The following is an 18,673-nucleotide window of genomic DNA, read 5'->3' as shown; positions in this document are numbered from 1 at the left end:
GATGGACTCCACGAGCCACCGCGCGAAACTCATCAATCACCTCACCAGCACCCGCCGATCTATTACTTATTCGAACGCCTTAAGGTTGTTCAGCGGCACCAAACGCCACTGTTGGGCCGGCGAGCCATTCACCGGGTAAAGCCAGATCGGGTTTCCGTCGGAAACAACCCGGTTTTTATCGTCGAGGCACAGGGCATGATTGGACGCAGGCACGATGAATCCGGGGGACGAGAAAAAATCCCAGCGTATCGAGTCCGCGGCGGATTTGAGTTTTGCCAGCGCTTCGGGTGTGACCGTGTCTGCGCCCACGCCGAGCGTGCCGCCGCTTGCATTCAGCGTGATGACGCCGCTATCGAAATTGACATCCCAGAAGGCAAGGCGAGGCGCCAGGCCACTCTTGTTTTTGAGTACAACCTGGCTGCCCAGTGACTGATCAGTAATCCCAAGCACAAAATTCGGATTCTGAGAATATTCAATGATATAAACGCCCATTTTTCTCTCCAAATCTAAACGTAAGGGGACCCCGTTTTTGCGGCGTCGCCGAATTGAAATTAACTCGGCAAATTGATAGTAGGCAGCGGGTACCACGGCTGCACCTATCAAGCTGGGGAGGTGTAATCCACTCCGCATGTTCCGCTGCGCCAAGTTCCGCGATCTCGCGATTTCACGATCTCGCGCGAGCATGCACGATCCGAATCTCTACACGCCCGACTCTTCAACGCTTCGCCCCCGCACGCTTCGCCCCCGCACGCTTCGCCACCTTCTTCCCCCGCATGCGGTTCCCCTCTGCGTTCTCCCGCATCACCCCTATCAAAGCCCGCAAAACCGCCGGCACATGCCGCCTCCCCGGATAATACAAACACAGCCCATCCATCGGCTGGGTCCAATCCGCGAGCACGCGCACCAACGTGCCGGCCTGCAGATCCGCGGCGACATTCCACTCCGTCAGATAAGCCAACCCAAGCCCGGCACGCGCGGCCTCCAGCATCAGATTCGGTTCGTCGAGCGTCAGGACACCTTTACCGTCGACACGCACGGTCTCGCCGCGCCGCTCGAACTCCCACTGATAAATCCCACCACTGGGCATGCGGCTGCGAATACAGCTATGCGCATGCAAATCCGCTGGTGTACGAGGCGCTTTATGACGCGCGAAATAGGCCGGGCTGCCGACCACGGCGAACCTTTGCTGCTGTCCGAACGGCACCGCGATCATGTCCTGCGGCACGGTTTCAGCGAGACGAATCCCCGCATCGAAACCGTCGACGACGATATCGATCAAGCGCCCCTCGGTGACCAGATCGAGCTTCACATCGGGATAGCGTTGCAGGAACTCGATAAACATCGGCATGGCTTGCCGCGCCGCACCGACCGACGAGTTGATGCGCAACGTGCCCGACGGCGTGTCGCGCAAGCTACCGGCCTGTTCGATCGCGCCGCGAATCGTCGCGATTGCCGGCGCCACGCTGTCGACAAACTGCGCACCCGCTTCGGATAACGACACGCTGCGCGTCGTGCGGTTGAAAAGCCGCACGCCCATGCGTGCCTCCAGCGCCGCGACCGCATGACTCAGCGCCGACGTCGACACACCGAGCTCGGTCGCGCCCGCACGAAAACTACGATGACGCGCGACGGCCAGCACCGCCTCCAGTTCACCCAGTCCAGAAGTTCGCATTGTCCTGAATTATTCAACAAGTCATGCTTGATTGTACGGCTAGTCACAGCAATGAGTTCGCTCTACTTCTAGCTGTCAACCCATTCCCCGCAGCGCGAACAAACAAGGAACCGAACCCGCCATGCAACTCATCGACACAATCTATATCGACGGACAATTCGTCACGCCGCACGGCAGCGAATTATTCGAGCTCTTCAACCCCGCCACCGAACAGGTAATCGGCCGCGTGCGCCTCGCCGACGAGCAGGACGCGCAACACGCCATTGCCGCCGCGAAGCGTGCGTTCGCCAGCTTCTCCCACACCAGCACGAGCGAACGCATCGCGATGTTGAAGCGGATGCACGAAGCCGTCGTCGCGAAAGAAGACGCGCTCTACGAAGCCATCACCGAAGAATACGGTGCCCCCGTTTCGCGTGGCCGCTGGATGGCGCAACACGCGAGCAACGTGCTGCTCGACGCGGCGAAAGTCTTGCAGGACTACGCCTTCACACGCCGGGCCGGCACGGCCGAAGTGGTGATGAAGCCGCTGGGCGTCGCAGGTCTTATCACGCCGTGGAACAGCAACGCGGGCTTCATCTGCGGCAAGCTGGCCGCCGCGATCGCGGCGGGCTGCACGACAGTCATCAAACCGAGCGAGATGAGCGCGATCCAGACGCGCATCGTTACCGAAGCGCTGCACGAAGCGGGTTTGCCCGCCGGCGTTGTCAACATCGTCACCGGACGCGGTGAAACGGTCGGTGCGCGGATCAGCGCGCATCCCGATGTCGCGAAGATCTCGTTCACCGGTTCCACGGCCGTCGGCAAGTCGATCCTGCGCACGGCGTCCGAAACGCTGAAGCGGGTGACGCTCGAACTCGGCGGCAAGTCGCCATTCATCGTGCTCGACGACGCCAACTTCGACGAAGCCGTGCCGCTCGCGATTCAAGCGGGCTTCATGAATAGCGGCCAGGCGTGTATCGCCGGGACGCGCATTCTGGTGCCGCGCCAACGACTCGCGGAATTCGAAGCGCGCATGCAACAGGAGGTCGCGCGCACGCAAGCGGGCGACCCGCGCGATCCCAACACCACGGTCGGCCCAATGGTCAGCCGGAAACAGTGGGAACGCGTGCAGCGCTATATCCGCATCGGCATCGACGAAGGCGCGCGCCTGATCGCGGGCGGCGAAGGACGGCCCGAAGGGATCGAGGCCGGCTGGTTCGTGCGCCCGACCGTGTTCAGCGACGTCACGAACAGCATGACGATCGCTCGCGAGGAAATCTTCGGCCCAGTGTTGTCGATCATCGCTTACGGCGACACGGAAGAGGCGATCGCCATCGCTAACGACACGCCGTACGGTTTGCAGGCGTACGTGCTGTCGCGCGACAAAGCGCGCGCCCATGAAGTCGCGTCGAGCATCGAAGCGGGGCGCGTGCTGGTCAACACGCTCGCGCATGAACCGGCCGCACCGTTCGGCGGTTTCAAACAGTCTGGAATTGGACGCGAGTACGGCACGTTCGGAATCGAAGCCTTTCTCGAACCGAAATCGCTGCTTGGCGTGCTGTGATGCCACACTGAAATCGGCCTTGTCGTCGCTTAACAAAACACGAACTTATGCATAACGCATTGCATAAGGTAAGTCGTGTCTGGCTGACACGGTCGATTGCACGAAACCCCCATAAAAAAGACCACTTTCTATCGCGTGCCCTGCGTCGGTTTACCTGACACGTCATAAATGACGGGCTCACTATGGACCCGCTGACCGCTATTGGCAGCTAACCCATAAGGAGTTGGTATGAAAAACGTTTTCGATCCTCGGACGCAAGTACAAGGGCAGAAAAAAGAGCAAGGGCAAGCTTATCAACACGCCGCATTGCCGGACTTTGTCACGTCGCGCGTCGAACGTTATTTCCATGAACGTGTTCAACAAACCTGGGGCGGTGGCCACATCATGCGTGGCCGTCTACCGGGAGCGGACGCGCTGCATCTGTCGAGCAACGACTATCTGGCGATTGCGCGACACCCGGACATCATCGGCCGGATGGCGGACACGTTGTATGCGGACGGCAGCGGTCTGTTGATGTCGGCGATCTTCCTGCATGGCGAGTGTCCGTTGCTGCAGTTCGAGAGCCGGCTCGCCAGGTACATGGGCGCGGAATCCGGCGTGTTGTGTCAGTCGGGCTATGCGGCCAATACCGGCCTGATCCAGTCGATCGCGTCGGCGCAGACACCGGTGTATGTCGACATGATGGCGCACATGTCGTTGTGGGAGGGCGTGCGCAGCGCGGGCGCCGCGCCGGTCGCTTTCCGGCACAACGACGCGGCGCATCTGGAGCAGCAGATCGCGCGGCACGGGCAGGGCGTCGTGCTGGTCGATTCGGTCTACAGCACGAACGGCAGCGTGTGCCCGCTGGTGGAGTTCGCCGACGTGTGCGAGCGGCAAGGCTGCGTGTTCGTCGTCGATGAATCGCATTCGCTCGGCACGCACGGTCCGCGCGGTGCGGGACTGGTGGTGGACCTCGGGTTGGAATCGCGCGTTGCGTTTCGCACCGCGAGTCTGGCGAAAGCGTTCGCCGGGCGAGCAGGTTTTATCACCTGTCCCGCCGATTTCCAGGAGTACTTCAAGTTCGAATCGAATCCGGCGATCTTCAGCTCGACGCTGCTGCCGCACGAGATCAGTGGGCTGGACGCGACGCTGTCGGTGATCGAAGCGTCGGACGAACGGCGCACGCGGTTGACCTCGAACGCGGCCTGGTTGCGGGATCGTCTGACCGAACTGGGTTACAACCTGAACGGCAGCGAGAGCCAGATCATCGCGCTGGAAGCGGGCACCGAGCAGCGCACGATCGTGTTACGCGACGCGTTGGAGTCGCGCGGCATTTTCGGGTCGGTGTTCTGCGCACCGGCCACGGCACGCAACCGTGCGCTGATCCGACTGTCGACGCATGCGGCGTTGACGGATGCCCAGGTCGAGAAGATCGTCACTGTTTGCCGCGATATTCGCGCTGAGGTCGAACTCGATAAATGGTCGTCCACGCGGCGCCTGGGCGATGAGTTGTCGCAGCGCAGACGCAATCGCGAGCCGCACGGAGCAAGCAACGCCGTAGCCGCCTGACGACGAACCCGGCATGGCGTTCAGCTTCTTGAGCTCCCTGCCGTTTCCTGATCGCGGTCGAGCTTTTCGAGGTAGCTGTCGTAACTCTGTACGCGTTCCAGTTGCAGTCCCGGCGGATTCGGAATGACCGCATAAACGTAATTCTGCCGGCCGCTCAATGACTTTGCGGGATATATGTAGTCTTCCCACGCAGGGCACTGAGCGGGGAAATTCCCCTCGGTTTGCCAGAAGTACGGCAGACTGCTCCCGCTGTCGAGTGCGGCCAGAAACGCGGCCGGCGCGTCCTGCTCGACGGCGATCTCGCGTACACCGCGCAGCGTCTCCGGCGTGTGAATGATCAGCAGATAGGCCGCGCCTTTGCTGTCGAGCATCAGCAGGCCGCCGGGGCAGTACGAGATGTAATGCTCGACGATACCCAGCGAACTCGACAGTTCGGCCACGCGCTCGGCCAGCACCTCGTCGCACAGAAAAGCGTATTCCGACAGCGCCAGCGTATCGACGATCGATTGGCAAACGTTGTCGAAGTAGGCGCCCTGCATGTCGCGTACGGCGCGATTCAGCGACGTGATCGCCGACACATCCTGCTTGCGGATGAAGCGATGAATGATCCCTTCGTTGAAGCTCTGCACCGCGATGTGCTCGTCGGCCTTGCCGGTCAGCATGATCTTGCGCACCGCGGGGTCGGTCATGCGGCGACAGAATTCGAGCCCGTTCATGCCGGGCATGTCGTAATCGACCACCACCACCGAGGTCGCGCGAAAGCGCTGCGCGTTGTACACCTGGTTGCGCACCGTGTTGACGCTGAGCGAGATGACCTGTTGCGCGACGTCTTCGTCGGTGCGATCGCGAAACGGCGCGAAGATGGGCTCGCTCGGCGAACTTGGCCGGGGGCTGTCGTTCACGGATCGCAACGCTTCCACCGGCGAGCTGAACAGTTGAAACGCCAGCTGCGGGTCGAGTTGCAGACATAGGTTCGACAGAAAGGTGGGACTGTCGTCGATGAACGTGACGGTCGTCGGAAAATAGAATGGCTTGATCGTGCTCATGTTCCTGCTCGGGGGAAGGTCAAGGTGAACTCGGTAAACATGCCCTCGACCGATTGACAGTCAATAGCGCCGCCCATTGCACGCATCACGTCGCGGCAGAATGCCAGGCCGATGCCGGTGCCGATCGAAGCGTCGTCGATACCCGCCGGCGACGTGTAGAAGCGGGTGAAGATGTGCGGTACGACGTCTTGCGCAATGCCCACGCCGGTATCGCGAAACAGCAACTGATTCGAACGCGGCCCGGTGACGAGGCGGATCGAGATCAACGCGCTCTCCACGGGCGCCATGCCGCGCAGCGCGTTTTTCAGCAGGTTGAACAGCACGTGCGTCATCAGCATGTCCGAACCGTGGAACGTGAAGTCGGTCGCGAGATCGGTGAGCACCCGGCCCCGTTCGCCGTCGCGAAACGGATAACGGTCGAGCGCGCTTCTGACGGACTCGCCGATCGAGCAGGCATCTTCGCCGTGCGAAAAACCTCCGGTAAAGCGCGCGTTCGCGAGCAGCATGTCGATGATCGCATTGGAATGCAGCGCCTCCTGTTCGATGCGGGAGATCACTCCGTCCATCGACTGAAGATGAACCCGGCGGATTTTCGGCACCGGCAGTTCGCCCTGGGTGGCGATGGAATAGGTTTCGAGCAGTGACGGCAGATAACGGGCAAGACCCGAAGCACCGGCGCGAATCGCCAGCAACGGTGTACGCAATTCATGCGCGATGCTGCCGGCGGTGGCGAGCATGGCGCGCTCCTGTTCGATCCGGATGCGGTCCATGTCGTAGTTGGCGACGACACCGATCGCGACCGCGAACGAGAAAATCGCGAGGTGCGCGGGGTAGGTCGAGTTGAAATTGACGGGGTCGGTAGTCAGTAAATAGACGAGACACGCCGCACCGATGCCGATCACGAAGTTGAGCATCAGCATCAGCCAGTCGAGCAGCAGCACCATCACGAAGGCCGCGATCAGCGCACTTTCGATCCACACGTTGGAGCCGTTGTTTTTCAACAGCATGAACGTGAAGAAAAATGGCAACGAATAGAAGACCGTGGCGTACCAGTAGTACGGCATGAACTTCTTGAGCGGCGCCGGCCAGTGCTCGGCAAACAGCATCGGGATAAACAGCGCGGAGCCGACCAGCCGCAGCGGCAGGTTTTCGTAGACCTGCGGAAACAGGTCGTGCCAGATGTAAAAGTAAAGCGGAAAGCCGACGATCGCCACGATCGCGAACGGCCGCATTCTGCGGTGCATGTATTGCAGATTGCGCCTGGCGGGGACGAAAGCCTGCGCGAGAAACGGGCGCAGTGACGTGAGTTTGCGGATTCCCCACGGCGATACACGGGTTGTACTCATCTGTATGGAATAAGAGTCTGCCAGGAATGTCCGGAGCGACGCCCAGTCTTAAAGTTGCTTTCCCTACGCCCGCCTGGTGCTGAATAGCAGGGCGTCCGGTTGTTGCGTCCGATCTGGCCATTACATCATATTTATCGCCAACATTTGAACGCGAATTGCTTGGATTGACGACGTGCAGGCTCAGCTAGGAGCCCTTTATGCGGGATGCATTGAGTCCGCCGCGAAGTGGCGATGAAGTGGCGGTGATGTATCTGTCAAGCGAGGTGGAAGCGCTTACTGTTCCTCGTGCCCCAGCGCCTGAATGAACAACGAAAACAGCTCCGGCTGCGTCGAGATGCCGAGCTTGTTGTAAAGATTGCGCCGATGCACCTTCACCGTCTCCGGGGAGATCGCGAGCCGCTCGGCAATCGCTTTGGACGAATTGCCGCGCAGCACGAGCCGCGCGATCGACATTTCCCGTTCGGACAGCAACTCCGCGCCGAACCCCGCGAGCGCCCGCTCGACCCGGCCCGACAGATCGCCGCTGTCGGCGCGCCTCGCCGGGTCGGTGGCGAGACGCGCCTGGTGCTGCCGGATCGTCGCGATCAGCCAGGGCGCGCAGACCGCGAGACGTCCGAGCGCCTCGACGTCGAAACGCGCTTTCGCACCGAGCGACAACGACACCACGTCGTGCGTCGGGGCGAGCTTGACGATCAGTTGCAATTCGTCTTCGCCGACCGCGTCGCGGAAATAACTCAGGAAGTATTCGCTCTGCCGGAACAGATCGGGCGCGACCTCTTCGAGCCGGTAGAGGCCGTCGGCGAGACCGTCGTGCACGGCCTGCAAAAACGGATCGAGCAGGTACAGCCCGTTCAGATAAAGCGGCACCGGGGAGGGTGCATCGGTGCCGCCGGTATCGAACTCGTCGAGCACACGCGGCACGCCGTCGGGTCCGATCAGTAACGCCAACGCGTTGTCGAACGGTATCACTTCGTTGAGCAGAAGAATCAGATTGCGCCAGAACCTCGGGCCGCCCAGATGATCGATCACGCGCGCCAGCGCCTGATGCGTCGCTACTTCCGTGAACAGTCGATCCATGCGTCTCCACCTAATTGGCGTAACCCCAAGCGGTAATAGCGGCGCGTAAATTGGCTTCCTACACTCCGCCCAACAGTGCTCAAGTATGGGCGCTGACAAAATCATTGCAAAGGAGAGAGGACGATGGCGATCACCGAAACATCGGGCGCGGCGCAAGCCGTCTCCGTCGGGTTGGACACGCCGCGCGTGCTGAAGCAGTCGCTCAGCGTGCGCGACGTGGTGATGATTACCGTATCGGGCGTGACCCCCGCCAGTTCGATCTTCGTGATCGCGCCGTTCGCGATCCAGCAGGCCGGCAGCGGTGCGGTTCTGTCGTTCGTGCTGGGCGGCGTGCTCGCGCTCGCCTTCGCGCTGTGCTACGCGGAATTGAGCGCGGCGCACCGCAGCGCGGGCGGCGAGTACGTGATGGCCAAGCGGGTGTTCGGCGCATTGCCGGGCTATCTGACCTTTGTCGCGGTGCTGGCGGTCAGCGTGTTCATTCCCGCGGTGCTGGCCAGCGGCGCGGCGCCGTATCTGAACAACGCGCTCGGCACGAGTTTCAGTAACCAGTCGGTGGCGCTCGCGATCGTGGTGCTCAGCTACGTGCTCGGCATTCTGAACATCAAGACCAACGCGTGGATTACCGGCGCGTTTCTGACGGTCGAAGTGCTGGTGTTATTGCTGATTGCCTACCTCGGTTTCTCCGAGCCGCATCGTGCGTTCGGCGCGTTGGTTCATCCGCAAGTGGGGAGCCAGGGCACGCTGATTTCGGCGACCGCCGCGGCGATCATTCCGGCCGTGGGCACGGCGATCTTCTGTTACAACGGCTTCGGCGCCGCGGTGTTTCTCGCGGAAGATCTCGAAGGCGGCAATCGCAACGTGGCGAAGGCGGTGATCTTTTCGTTGCTGGTGATCCTGCTCGTCGAGCTTGTGCCGTTGACGGCGATCGTGCTCGGCGCGCCGTCGCTGGTCGAGATGTCGAAGAGCGCCGATCCGATCGGCTACGTGGTGCGCGAACTGAGCAACCCGACAACGATGCGGGTGGTGAGCGCGGGGATTTTCCTGTCGGTGTTCAACGCGATCATCGCGATCGTGATTCAGGTGGGACGTCTGCTCTACAGCAGCGGACGGCACGCGTTGTGGGTGCGCAGCTGCAATCGCGCGTTCACGCAGATTCATCCGCGCTTCGACTCGCCGTGGCTCGCCACGCTGACGCTCGCGATTCCGTCCACGCTGCTGCTGTTCGTCTCCAGCCTCGACGACCTCACGGCATTCACGGTGGATCTGCTGCTGGTGATCTACATGGTGATCGCGCTGGCCGCGCTCGCGAGCCGCATCGTGCGGCGCGACGTCGAGCATCATTACCGCATGCCGTTGTGGCCGCTGCCGCCGCTGGTGGCGCTCGTCGGCGCGGGCTACGTGTTGTACACCACGATGCAGAGCGCGGCCAAGCCGACGGATCTGTACATCATCGGTGGATTGCTGGTGTTGGCGCTCGCGATGTACGCGGCGTGGGCACGTCATAGCGCGACGTTTCGCGAACTTTGAGTCGAAGGAAGACAGGCAATGCGTAGCAGAGAACTTGGCATCCGTATCGGGCGCGGCACACCCGGGCGTTTCAATGCGATTACCGACGTCGCCGGCGTTCGGGTCGGGCATCACACGCTGAATGTCGAAGCGGGGGATGCGTCGGTGCATACCGGCGTGACGATCATCGAACCACGCGCGGGCAGCGCGCGTTTGCAACCGTGCTTCGCGGGCTGTCACGTGCTGAACGGCAATGGCGACGCGACCGGCCTCGAATGGATCCGCGAAGCCGGGTTGCTGACCACGCCGATCGCGTACACCAACACGCACAGCGTGGGCGTGGTACGCGACGCGCTGATCGCCGCCGAGCGCGACGCCGTGGCGAACGACGTCTACTGGTGCATGCCGGTCGTGCTCGAAACTTTCGACGGGTTGCTCAACGACATCTGGGGGCAGCACGTCACCGCCGACCACGTGCAGCGGGCGCGCGCCGAGGCGCGTTCCGGCGACGTCAGGGAGGGCAACGTCGGCGGCGGCACGGGGATGATCTGTCATGAATTCAAAGGCGGGATCGGCACGGCGTCGCGGGTTCTGAAAGCGGGCGAGGGCGGCTGGACGGTCGGTGCCCTCGTGCAGGCGAACTACGGGCGGCGCGACGCGTTGCGTGTGGCCGGTTATCCGGTGGGCGAAGTGCTGGGGCAGGTGCATTCGCCGTTTCGCGAGACCGCCGACGGCCGCACCGGCGAAGCGGGCATGGGCTCGATCGTCGTGACCATCGCCACGGATGCGCCGCTGTTGCCGCATCAATGCACGCGGCTCGCGCAGCGCGGCAGTGTCGGTATCGCGCGCATGGGCGGCGGCACGGAAGACCCGAGCGGCGATATCTTCCTCGCGTTTTCGGTGGGCAACACGGGGCTGCCGGTCGCCAACTATGGGCGCGTCGGCGCGCCGACCAGCACCGTCGAGATGGTCAATAACGATCACATGTCGGCGCTTTTCTCGGCCGCGGCTGAGGCCGTCGAGGAGGCGATCGTCAACGCGCTGCTGGCCGCCGGAGACTTGAACGCACGCGGCGCCCGTGCGGAAGCGATCGGTGCGGAGCGCTTGCTCGCCGCGCTTCGCGAAGTCGGTTGGCGGCCCGACAACGAAAGCCGCCGATCATGATCCGCCGCGCGGCGCGCTCGCTATGTGGGATGTTTCAGGGGCTCGCCACGTATTAGCGAAACGCGCCGCGCGATGAGTCGCACGACGGTCCGCGCAGGGGCCACGCGGCACGAAATCACACGACCGCCGATCTTGCTCTAAACTAGCTGCCGCCCCAGCCAGCCTAGTCAAGAACAAGACCTCGATGCCTCCTGCGCCCGCCGACCCCTCACCCGTCAGTTTGCCGAAACACCCCGCGTTCCAGCGTTTCTGGTGTACCCGCATCCTTTCCTCGCTGTCGTTCCAGATGCTCGCCGTGGCAATGGGCTGGCATATCTACGCGCTCACCCATAGCGCGTTCGCACTCGGCCTCGTCGGCCTCGCGCAGTTTCTGCCCATGTTCGTGCTGACGCTCGTGGTCGGCCAGGTCGCCGACCGTTACGACCGCCGCCGCATCGCCGCGATTTGCCAAGGGCTCGAAGGCGTTGCGGCGTTGCTGTTCGCTTGCGGCACTTTCGGCGGCTGGATCAGCGCGCCGGTCATCTATGTGCTGGCGGCCTGCGTCGGCGCGGCGCGCGCGTTCGAATCGCCCGCGGTCGCGTCGCTGTTGCCAGCCGTCGTACCGCGCGGCCAGTTGCCGAAAGCCACGGCATGGGCCACCTCCGCGAATCAGACCGCGCAGATCGCCGGTCCGGCGTTGGGCGGCTTGCTGTACGGCATCGGTCCCGGCGCGGCCTATCTTGCGTGCATGCTGTCGTTCGCCGCGGCGGCCACCGCCGTGTGGGGCATTCCGCTCCAGGCGCGGCCCGCCAATCGCGCACCGGTCACACTCGAATCGGTGTTCTCGGGTATCGCCTTCATTCGCAAGCAGCCGGTGATTCTCGGCGCGCTGTCGCTCGATCTGTTCGCGGTGCTGTTCGGCGGCGCGACCGCATTGCTGCCGGTGTTCGCGCGCGACATCCTGCATACGGGGCCACTCGGTCTCGGCCTGTTGCGCTCCGGCACCGCGATCGGCGCGCTCGCGGGCACTGTGTGGCTCGCGCATTTTCCGCTGCGCAAACGGCCCGGCGCGGCCATGTTCGGCGGCGTGATCGCGTTCGGCGCGGCCACCGTGGTGTTCGGGCTGTCGCACGACTTTTTCGTGTCGCTGTTCGCATTGATGGTGCTGGGCGCGTCCGACACGATCAGCGTGGTGGTGCGTCTGTCGCTCGTGCAATTGCGCACGCCGGAGGAGATGCTGGGACGCGTCAGCGCGGTCAACTCGCTCTTTATCGGCACGTCGAATCAGCTCGGTGAATTCGAGTCCGGGGTGACGGCCGGATGGTGGGGCGCGCAACCCGCCGTGCTGGTGGGCGGCATCGCGACGATCGCGGTCGCGCTGCTGTGGATGCGCTTCTTCCCGGAACTCAAGCGGACCCGCACACTGGAACCGGAAGACGGGCTCGCGCCGAGCCGTTGATCGAAGCGGCCTGCGCGGCCGCTATGATGGCGTCATCGTCACCTGGTTTTCGTCATCATGCGCATCGCTCCTTTGCCTCCGCTGCAGTGTCTCGTCGCGTTCGAATCGGCCGTGCGGCACGCCAGCTTCACCAAGGCCGCCGCCGAACTGCATTTGACGCAGAGCGCGATCAGCCGGCAGATTGCTCAACTGGAAGAATTTCTCGGCCGCTCGCTGTTCGTGCGGGAGCACCGCGCGTTACGTCTGACGATCGCCGGTGAAGGTTACGCCAAGCAGGTGCAGTGGCTGCTCGCCAGTTGCTCCGAAGCGACCCTCGACGTGATGAAGCATTACGGCGATCAGGAACTGACGATTGCGTGTTCATCCGGCGTCGCGGTGTTGTGGCTCACGCCGCGGCTCGGCGCGTTTCGTGCCGCGCATCCGAACGTCAAGATCAGAATGATCGTGCGCGACGGACTCGCGTCGCTGTCGCCCGCGGAATTCGACGTGGGGCTGTACTACATTCGCCAGCGCGCCGAACCGCATTTCACCGCGCGTCGACTGTTCGACGAAGAGGTCTACCCGGTGTGTTCGCCCGGCTATCTCGCGGGCCGTGTGCTGGACCCGGCGGCACTCGCGCACGAAACCCTGCTGGTGCAGGAAGACGGTCAGCGGCAATGGATGTCGTGGTCCGAATGGTTCGGCATGAACGGCGTGCAGTTGCCGGCCGTGCCGCGTTCGGTCGTCGTCAATCATTATCCGCAGCTCGTGCAGATGGCGATTCTCGGTCAGGGCGTGGTGCTCGGCTGGCGCAATATGATCGATGCGTGTCTGAACGAAGGCCTGCTGGTGCGCGCCACGCAGGCTTCGGCGAGTCACGGCGGCGGCTACTATGTGGTGTCGCCGAACGACCGCTCGCAGAACCAGGCCGCCCGCACGTTCACACGCTGGCTGTTCGAGCAGGCCGAAGAACAGCGCGGCGGCGTGCCGGCCTGAAGCGCTGTAAAAACGGTTTCGCATGCGCTGTACGCATGCATGCATGCGAATCTATCGTTTCGAAAACAATTCTGGTCTCACTAGGATCGGCGTTATGCATGCGAAGGCGCCGTTCGAGGTTCGAGGTTCGAGCACGGCGCGGCGAGTTGCCGATACTTCCGCCTGCCTCCCGCGTGACACGCGGCCCGATGAGGAAAGAGACCATGCAAGGAACGCTTGTATCCAGCGCCACGATGTCCGTCGATTCGCTAGCGCGGCAACGCCGCCGCGCCATTGTCGCCACCGTGCTCGGCAACGGGCTCGAATGGTTCGACTTCACCGTCTACAGTTTCTTCGCGGTCATCATCGCCAAGCTGTTCTTTCCGACCGGTAACGAGCTGAGTTCGCTGCTGCTTGCCGTGGCCACCTTCGGCGTGGGATTTTTCATGCGGCCGGTGGGCGGGATCGTGTTGGGTGTCTACGCCGATAAAGTCGGACGAAAGGCGGCGCTGTCGCTGACCATTCTGCTAATGGCGCTCGGCACCGCGCTGATCGGCCTTGCGCCGACTTACGACCAGATCGGTTTGTGGGCGCCGGTGCTGATCGTGGTCGCGCGTTTGTTGCAGGGCTTTTCAGCGGGTGGCGAGATGGGCAGCGCCACCGCGTTTCTCACCGAATACGCGCCCGTCGAAAAGCGCGCGTTCTATTCGAGCTGGATTCAATCGAGTATCGGCTTCGCGGTGTTGCTGGGCGCGGCGGTCGGCACGTTCGTCACCGCGAGTCTGAGCGCCGACGCGCTGCATTCGTGGGGTTGGAGAATGCCGTTCCTGATCGGCATTCTGATCGGACCGGTCGGTTATTTCATTCGCAGCCGCATGGATGAAACGCCCGCCTTCAGTGCGGTCGCCGACGAAGCCAGAAACGATTCGCCGCTCGCCGAAGTGTTGCAACGTTTTCCACGCGAAACTTTCGCGAGTTTTTCGATGGTGATTCTGTGGACCGTTTGCACCTATGTGCTGCTGTTCTATATGCCGACGTATTCGGTGCGCACCTTGCACCTGCCGCAATCCACCGGGTTCTCGGCGGGCATGTTCGGCGGCTTCATGATCATGTGTTTCGCGCCGGTGGTCGGCAAACTGGCGGACCGCTTCGGCCGCCGCCGCTTCCTGTCCGGCGCTGCCGCCGCGATCCTGCTGCTGGCATGGCCGATGTTCGCCTATATCAACCGCGCGCCGGGACTCGCTTCGCTGATGGTGTTTCAGGGCGTGTTCGGCCTGCTGATCGCGATGTACACCGGGCCGATTCTCGCCGCGTTCTCCGAGCTGTTTCCGACCAAGGTGCTGTCCACCGGACTCTCCGTTGCCTATAACTTCGCGGTGACGATTTTCGGCGGCTTCGCGCCGTTCTTCATTACGTGGCTGATCGCGTCGACCGGCAGCAATATGGCGCCCGCGATCTACGTGATGATCGCCGCGGCCATCAGCCTCACCGGCACGTTGTTCGTGCGCGAGCCGCGTCTTCGCGGCGCCTGAAGCAGTCGGCGCGCGGCCCCTGCGTGCCGCGCGAATTCCTTCATCCAGTCAAGTCGGTCAAGTCAGTCAGGGAAGACAGCAATGAGCATTACGGTAATCAGCGGCGGCAACGTACTCGATCTGACGCAGGGCGCGTGGCTCGAGCATCATCATGTCGTGATCGAAAACGGCCAGATCGTCGAAGTCACCGATCGTCCCGTGGACCTGCCCAACGCGCGGGTGATCGATGCGCGCGGCAAGACGGTGATGCCCGGGTTGATCGATTGCCACGTGCATGTGCTCGCTTCGCGGGCGAACCTCGGCGTGAACGCCGCGCAGCCGAATATTCTCACCGCGATTCGCGCGTTGCCGATTCTGAAGGCGATGCTTGGCCGCGGCTTCACTAGCGTGCGCGATGCGGGCGGCGCGGATTGGGGTTTGACGCAAGCTCTCGAAAGCGGCCTGATTCCGGGCCCGCGCATTTTCCCGTCGGGCAAGGCGTTGTCGCAAACCGGCGGCCACGGCGATTTCCGGCCGCGTGGCGATACGCTGGAACCGTGTTCGTGCGCGTTTCGCGCGGGCGCGATCGCGCGCGTGGTCGACGGTGTGGATGCCGTGCGGCTCGCCGTGCGCGAAGAGATCCAGAAGGGCGCGACGCAAATCAAGATCATGGCGTCCGGCGGTGTCGCGTCGCCGACCGATCCGATCGGCAACACACAGTATTCCGAGGACGAGATCCGCGCGATCGTCGCCGAGGCGCAAGCAGCCAACACCTACGTGATGGCACACGCTTACACCGGCCGCGCGATTTCGCGTGCGATTCGCTGCGGCGTTCGCACGATCGAGCACGGCAATCTCGTCGACGAAGCGGCCGCGAACCTGATGCGCGAGCATGGCGCGTTCGTCGTGCCGACGCTGGTGACTTACGACGCGCTCGCCAAACACGGTGCGGATTACGGCTTGCCGGCCGATTCGATCGCGAAAGTCGAAACCGTGCGGCAAGCGGGCCGCGACTCGTTGCAGATCTACGCGAAGGCGGGTGTGCCGATGGGGTTCGGCTCGGATCTGCTGGGCGAAATGCACACGTTCCAGAGCGACGAGTTGCGGATTCGCGCCGACGTGCTCGGCAATCTTGAAGCGTTGCGTTCGGCGACCACGATCGCGGCGGAGATCGTGGATCCGAGCGGCAAGCTGGGCGCGGTGAAGGTTGGCGCGATTGCCGATCTGCTGGTGGTGGACGGCGATCCGCTCAAGGATATCGGCCTGCTGACCGGGCAGGGCGAGCGGATCGCGTTCGTGCTGCAGCGTGGCGAGGTGGTCAGCGAACGGGGCGCGGTTACGTCGCGTTAAGCCGTGAGGCGGATGGCCCACGGTGGTGACGGACGACGCGCGCGGGCGCCGCTTCAGGCGCTCGCGGTACGCACCCGCCATGCGCTCCAGCGCACCGTCGCGAGGACGGATGCCGCGACGATCAGCGCACCGCCGACCCACGCGGTCGCCGTGATCCGTTCGCCCAGCCACAGGCAGGCGAACAGCGCGCCAAAGGCCGGTTCGCTGCCCATCAGCAACGACACACGGGTCGGACTGCTACGCTTGATCGCGAAGTTCTGCGCGAAGAAGGCGAACAGCGTGCAGGCCAGCACCAGATAGGCGATGTAACCCCAGAACCCCGGATGCCCCGCCAGCGACGGCACCGCTTGCCACTGTTGCGGCGCGAACAGCCACGCTGCCGCCGCGCTGCCGAATGCCACGACGCCCGACTGCACGGCGGTCACCGTCAAAGGCGGCAACGCCGAATCGCGCATGACCCGTTTCGTCACGCACACCGTCAACGCACGCAGCAGGGCGGCGAGCAGAATCAGCGCGTCGCCGGGATTGAGGCTGAGCGCGCCGTCGCCGGCCAGCAGCCATGCGCCCAGCAGCGACATCGCCACCGCCATCCACTCGACACGGCTTGGCCGACGCTTGAGCATCATCCATTCGACGAGCGGCGTCAGCACCACGCACAGGCTGATCAGAAACGCGGCGTTGGCGGCGCGCGTCAGCAGAATGCCGAACGTCTCGCAGAGAAAGATGCCGAGCAGCAGCAGGCCCGCGATCGATACGCCGCGCAGTGCGCGGGCGTCGGCTGCGCGCAGATGGCGCAACGACGGTGAGAGGATCACGAAGGTGATGCCGAAGCGCAATGCGAGTAGACCCAGCACGGGATAGAACACCAGCGCGCTTTTGACCACGCCGTAGCTGGTGCCCCATACGACCGCGACTGCGAGCAGCATGAGATCGGAGATCAGGAGCAGGCGTTGCTGGTTCTTGTGCTGGGCGTGTTGGACTGGTTGGGCGTGTTGCGACATGACGGACCTCCGGCGGATAAGTGCGTATTGTCCGGTTTTGCGTATGCGGTGATAATCGGGGTGCCGTGCACAGCGTTTATGTTGCAAATGCATTAATAGATTGTTCACCGACCCGTCCGCCGCCATGACGCCTACCGAACTTTTCGCCTTGCTGCCGGATATGGCGGTGTTCGCCCGGGTTGTCGACGCGGGCAATTTTTCGGTGGCGGCGCGGCAGTTGGGGAGCACGCCGTCGACGGTTAGCCGGCAGATCAAGCGGCTCGAAGATGCGCTCGCCACGCGCTTGCTCGAACGCTCGACGCGTACCGTGCGGGTTACGGAATCGGGCGCCCAGGTGGCGCGTTATTGCCGCGACATGCTGAGCGCCGCCTCGGGCGCGGTCGATGCGGCCGGGCAACTGGCCGGCCGACCGCAGGGGAAGGTGAGTCTGAGCGCGCCGACGCAGTTTGCGAGGAGCGTGATTCATCCGCTGATGGCGGGGTTTTTACGGGCGTATGCCGAGGTGGATCTGCAACTGCTGTTCACCGATCACGACGTGGATCCGCTCGCGGAGGATGTCGATCTGGTGATCCGTTTGACCGAGCATCCGCCGGAGAGTCTCGCGGGACGTCGGTTGGGGACGGTGCGGTGGTTGCTGGTGGCGTCGCCTGGGTATTTGCTGGAGCGCGGGACGCCGGTGATGCCGCGTGATCTGCTCGAGCATGCCTGCATCCATCTTGGCGAAACCGCTGACGATAATCGGTGGCGCTTTCGGCGTGGGGCTGAGACGCAGAGCGTTGACGTCAAAGGGCGCTATGTTGCTAATCATGCGGGTGCGCGGATCGAAGCGGCGCAGCAAGGGTTTGGGGTGGCTAGCGTGCCGGAGTTTGCTGCTGCGGATGCGCTGATAAGCGGCGCGCTGGTGCAGGTTCTGCCGGATTGGCGGCTTGAGGCTCGGGCTTATGTGGGGGAGGTTTGGTTGTTGTATCCGCCGAATCGGTTTTTGCCGCCTAAGGTGAGGGTGTTGATCGATTACCTGGTCGAGCATATTCGGGGTGAGGGTTAGGGCTCTTTTTTTGTGGTGGCGTTTTCTTGATGTCATGTCGTGGTGGTCTATTAGCGTTCCCCCTGTGCGGGGGGCACCTACTTTTCTTTGCCTGCCGCAAAGAAAAGTAGGCAAAAGAAAGCGGCTCACACCGCTAATTCTTAAGTGGGGCCCTCGCACAGTGTGGGTAGTGGTGCATCTGGAATCCGTGCTCTCGCACACTCCGCGTTCGTGACACAGCAGTCATTCTTCCAGCGGCGCTGCGCGCGCCGCGGCGGTTGTTCAAGCACGGCCCCTGCTAAGTGGGTTCCTCGTGTCGACGCGGTAGTGGCTCATCTGGAATCCGTGCTCTCGCACACTCCGCGTTCGTGACAAGGGCGTCATTCATCCCGCCTCTCGGGACCTATCCGTGATTTTGTGGGCGAGGCATATCATGAAGGATGAATATCATGGATATGCCGATCATGAAAAAGAAACGTACTGTGGCCTCTCA

15 protein-coding genes are annotated in these 18,673 nt (G+C 63.0%); 9 read left to right on the top strand and 6 right to left on the bottom strand.

Annotation, left to right across the window (positions count from 1 at the left end; genetic code table 11):
• Positions 1–66: 66 nt before the first annotated feature.
• Together BX591_RS28620 and BX591_RS28615 are read right to left on the bottom strand one after the other, a co-directional pair.
• Positions 67–492 carry an RICIN domain-containing protein gene (locus BX591_RS28620; RefSeq protein WP_111934689.1) on the bottom strand — a complete coding sequence of 142 codons (426 nt, stop codon included), beginning with the start codon at positions 490–492 and terminating at the stop codon, positions 67–69.
• 223 nt (positions 493–715) lie between these two features.
• Positions 716–1,672, bottom strand: a complete 957-nt coding sequence (locus BX591_RS28615) for a LysR family transcriptional regulator (RefSeq protein ID WP_111934688.1) — start codon at positions 1,670–1,672, stop codon at positions 716–718.
• Between the two features lie 121 nt (positions 1,673–1,793).
• On the opposite strand from BX591_RS28615, the gene BX591_RS28610 reads away from it, so the two are divergent.
• On the top strand, positions 1,794–3,215 hold the full coding sequence (locus BX591_RS28610; protein ID WP_111934687.1) for an aldehyde dehydrogenase family protein: 1,422 nt from the start codon (positions 1,794–1,796) through the stop codon (positions 3,213–3,215).
• A 228-nt stretch (positions 3,216–3,443) separates the two neighbouring features.
• Complete coding sequence (gene cqsA, locus BX591_RS28605) at positions 3,444–4,763, top strand: alpha-hydroxyketone-type quorum-sensing autoinducer synthase (protein ID WP_111934686.1); 1,320 nt, start codon at positions 3,444–3,446, stop codon at positions 4,761–4,763.
• A gap of 20 nt (positions 4,764–4,783) precedes the next feature.
• Here the strand turns inward: cqsA and BX591_RS28600 are convergent, their stop codons facing one another.
• The 3 genes from BX591_RS28600 to BX591_RS28590 form a co-directional block, all read right to left on the bottom strand.
• Positions 4,784–5,809, bottom strand: coding sequence for a response regulator (locus BX591_RS28600; RefSeq protein ID WP_111934685.1), 1,026 nt, complete (start codon positions 5,807–5,809; stop codon positions 4,784–4,786).
• Entirely contained in the window at positions 5,806–7,155 is a 1,350-nt protein-coding gene (locus BX591_RS28595) for a sensor histidine kinase (RefSeq protein WP_244147146.1), read from the bottom strand. The genes BX591_RS28600 and BX591_RS28595 overlap by 4 nt, the downstream gene beginning before the upstream one ends.
• A 273-nt stretch (positions 7,156–7,428) precedes the next feature.
• Positions 7,429–8,232 carry a helix-turn-helix transcriptional regulator gene (locus BX591_RS28590; RefSeq protein WP_111934683.1) on the bottom strand — a complete coding sequence of 268 codons (804 nt, stop codon included), beginning with the start codon at positions 8,230–8,232 and terminating at the stop codon, positions 7,429–7,431.
• Positions 8,233–8,355: 123 nt separating this feature from the next.
• Between BX591_RS28590 and BX591_RS28585 the strand changes: the two genes are divergently transcribed.
• The 6 genes from BX591_RS28585 to BX591_RS28560 all read left to right on the top strand — a co-directional run bounded on the left by BX591_RS28585 (position 8,356) and on the right by BX591_RS28560 (position 16,155).
• Entirely contained in the window at positions 8,356–9,759 is a 1,404-nt protein-coding gene (locus BX591_RS28585; RefSeq protein ID WP_111934682.1) for an APC family permease, read from the top strand.
• An 18-nt stretch (positions 9,760–9,777) separates the two neighbouring features.
• Positions 9,778–10,902, top strand: a complete 1,125-nt coding sequence (locus tag BX591_RS28580) for a DmpA family aminopeptidase (protein WP_111934681.1) — start codon at positions 9,778–9,780, stop codon at positions 10,900–10,902.
• A 184-nt stretch (positions 10,903–11,086) separates the two neighbouring features.
• Complete coding sequence (locus BX591_RS28575; protein ID WP_111934680.1) at positions 11,087–12,340, top strand: MFS transporter; 1,254 nt, start codon at positions 11,087–11,089, stop codon at positions 12,338–12,340.
• 57 nt (positions 12,341–12,397) lie between these two features.
• Entirely contained in the window at positions 12,398–13,315 is a 918-nt protein-coding gene (locus BX591_RS28570; protein ID WP_111934679.1) for a LysR substrate-binding domain-containing protein, read from the top strand.
• A 203-nt stretch (positions 13,316–13,518) separates the two neighbouring features.
• Entirely contained in the window at positions 13,519–14,826 is a 1,308-nt protein-coding gene (locus BX591_RS28565; protein WP_111934678.1) for an MFS transporter, read from the top strand.
• Positions 14,827–14,907: 81 nt separating this feature from the next.
• A complete protein-coding gene (locus tag BX591_RS28560) occupies positions 14,908–16,155 on the top strand; it encodes a metal-dependent hydrolase family protein (RefSeq protein ID WP_111934677.1) in 1,248 nt (415 codons plus the stop codon).
• Between the two features lie 53 nt (positions 16,156–16,208).
• Here BX591_RS28560 and BX591_RS28555 read toward each other — a convergent pair whose 3' ends face one another.
• Positions 16,209–17,156, bottom strand: a complete 948-nt coding sequence (locus BX591_RS28555) for a DMT family transporter (RefSeq protein ID WP_111934676.1) — start codon at positions 17,154–17,156, stop codon at positions 16,209–16,211.
• 124 nt (positions 17,157–17,280) lie between these two features.
• Here BX591_RS28555 and BX591_RS28550 point away from each other — a divergent pair, with 124 nt between their 5' ends.
• Entirely contained in the window at positions 17,281–18,201 is a 921-nt protein-coding gene (locus BX591_RS28550) for a LysR family transcriptional regulator (RefSeq protein ID WP_111934759.1), read from the top strand.
• Positions 18,202–18,673: the final 472 nt, after the last annotated feature.

The sequence above is a fragment of the Paraburkholderia bryophila genome (assembly GCF_003269035.1).
Taxonomy (GTDB): domain Bacteria; phylum Pseudomonadota; class Gammaproteobacteria; order Burkholderiales; family Burkholderiaceae; genus Paraburkholderia; species Paraburkholderia bryophila.
This window is presented reverse-complemented; position numbering and strand designations above follow the sequence as displayed.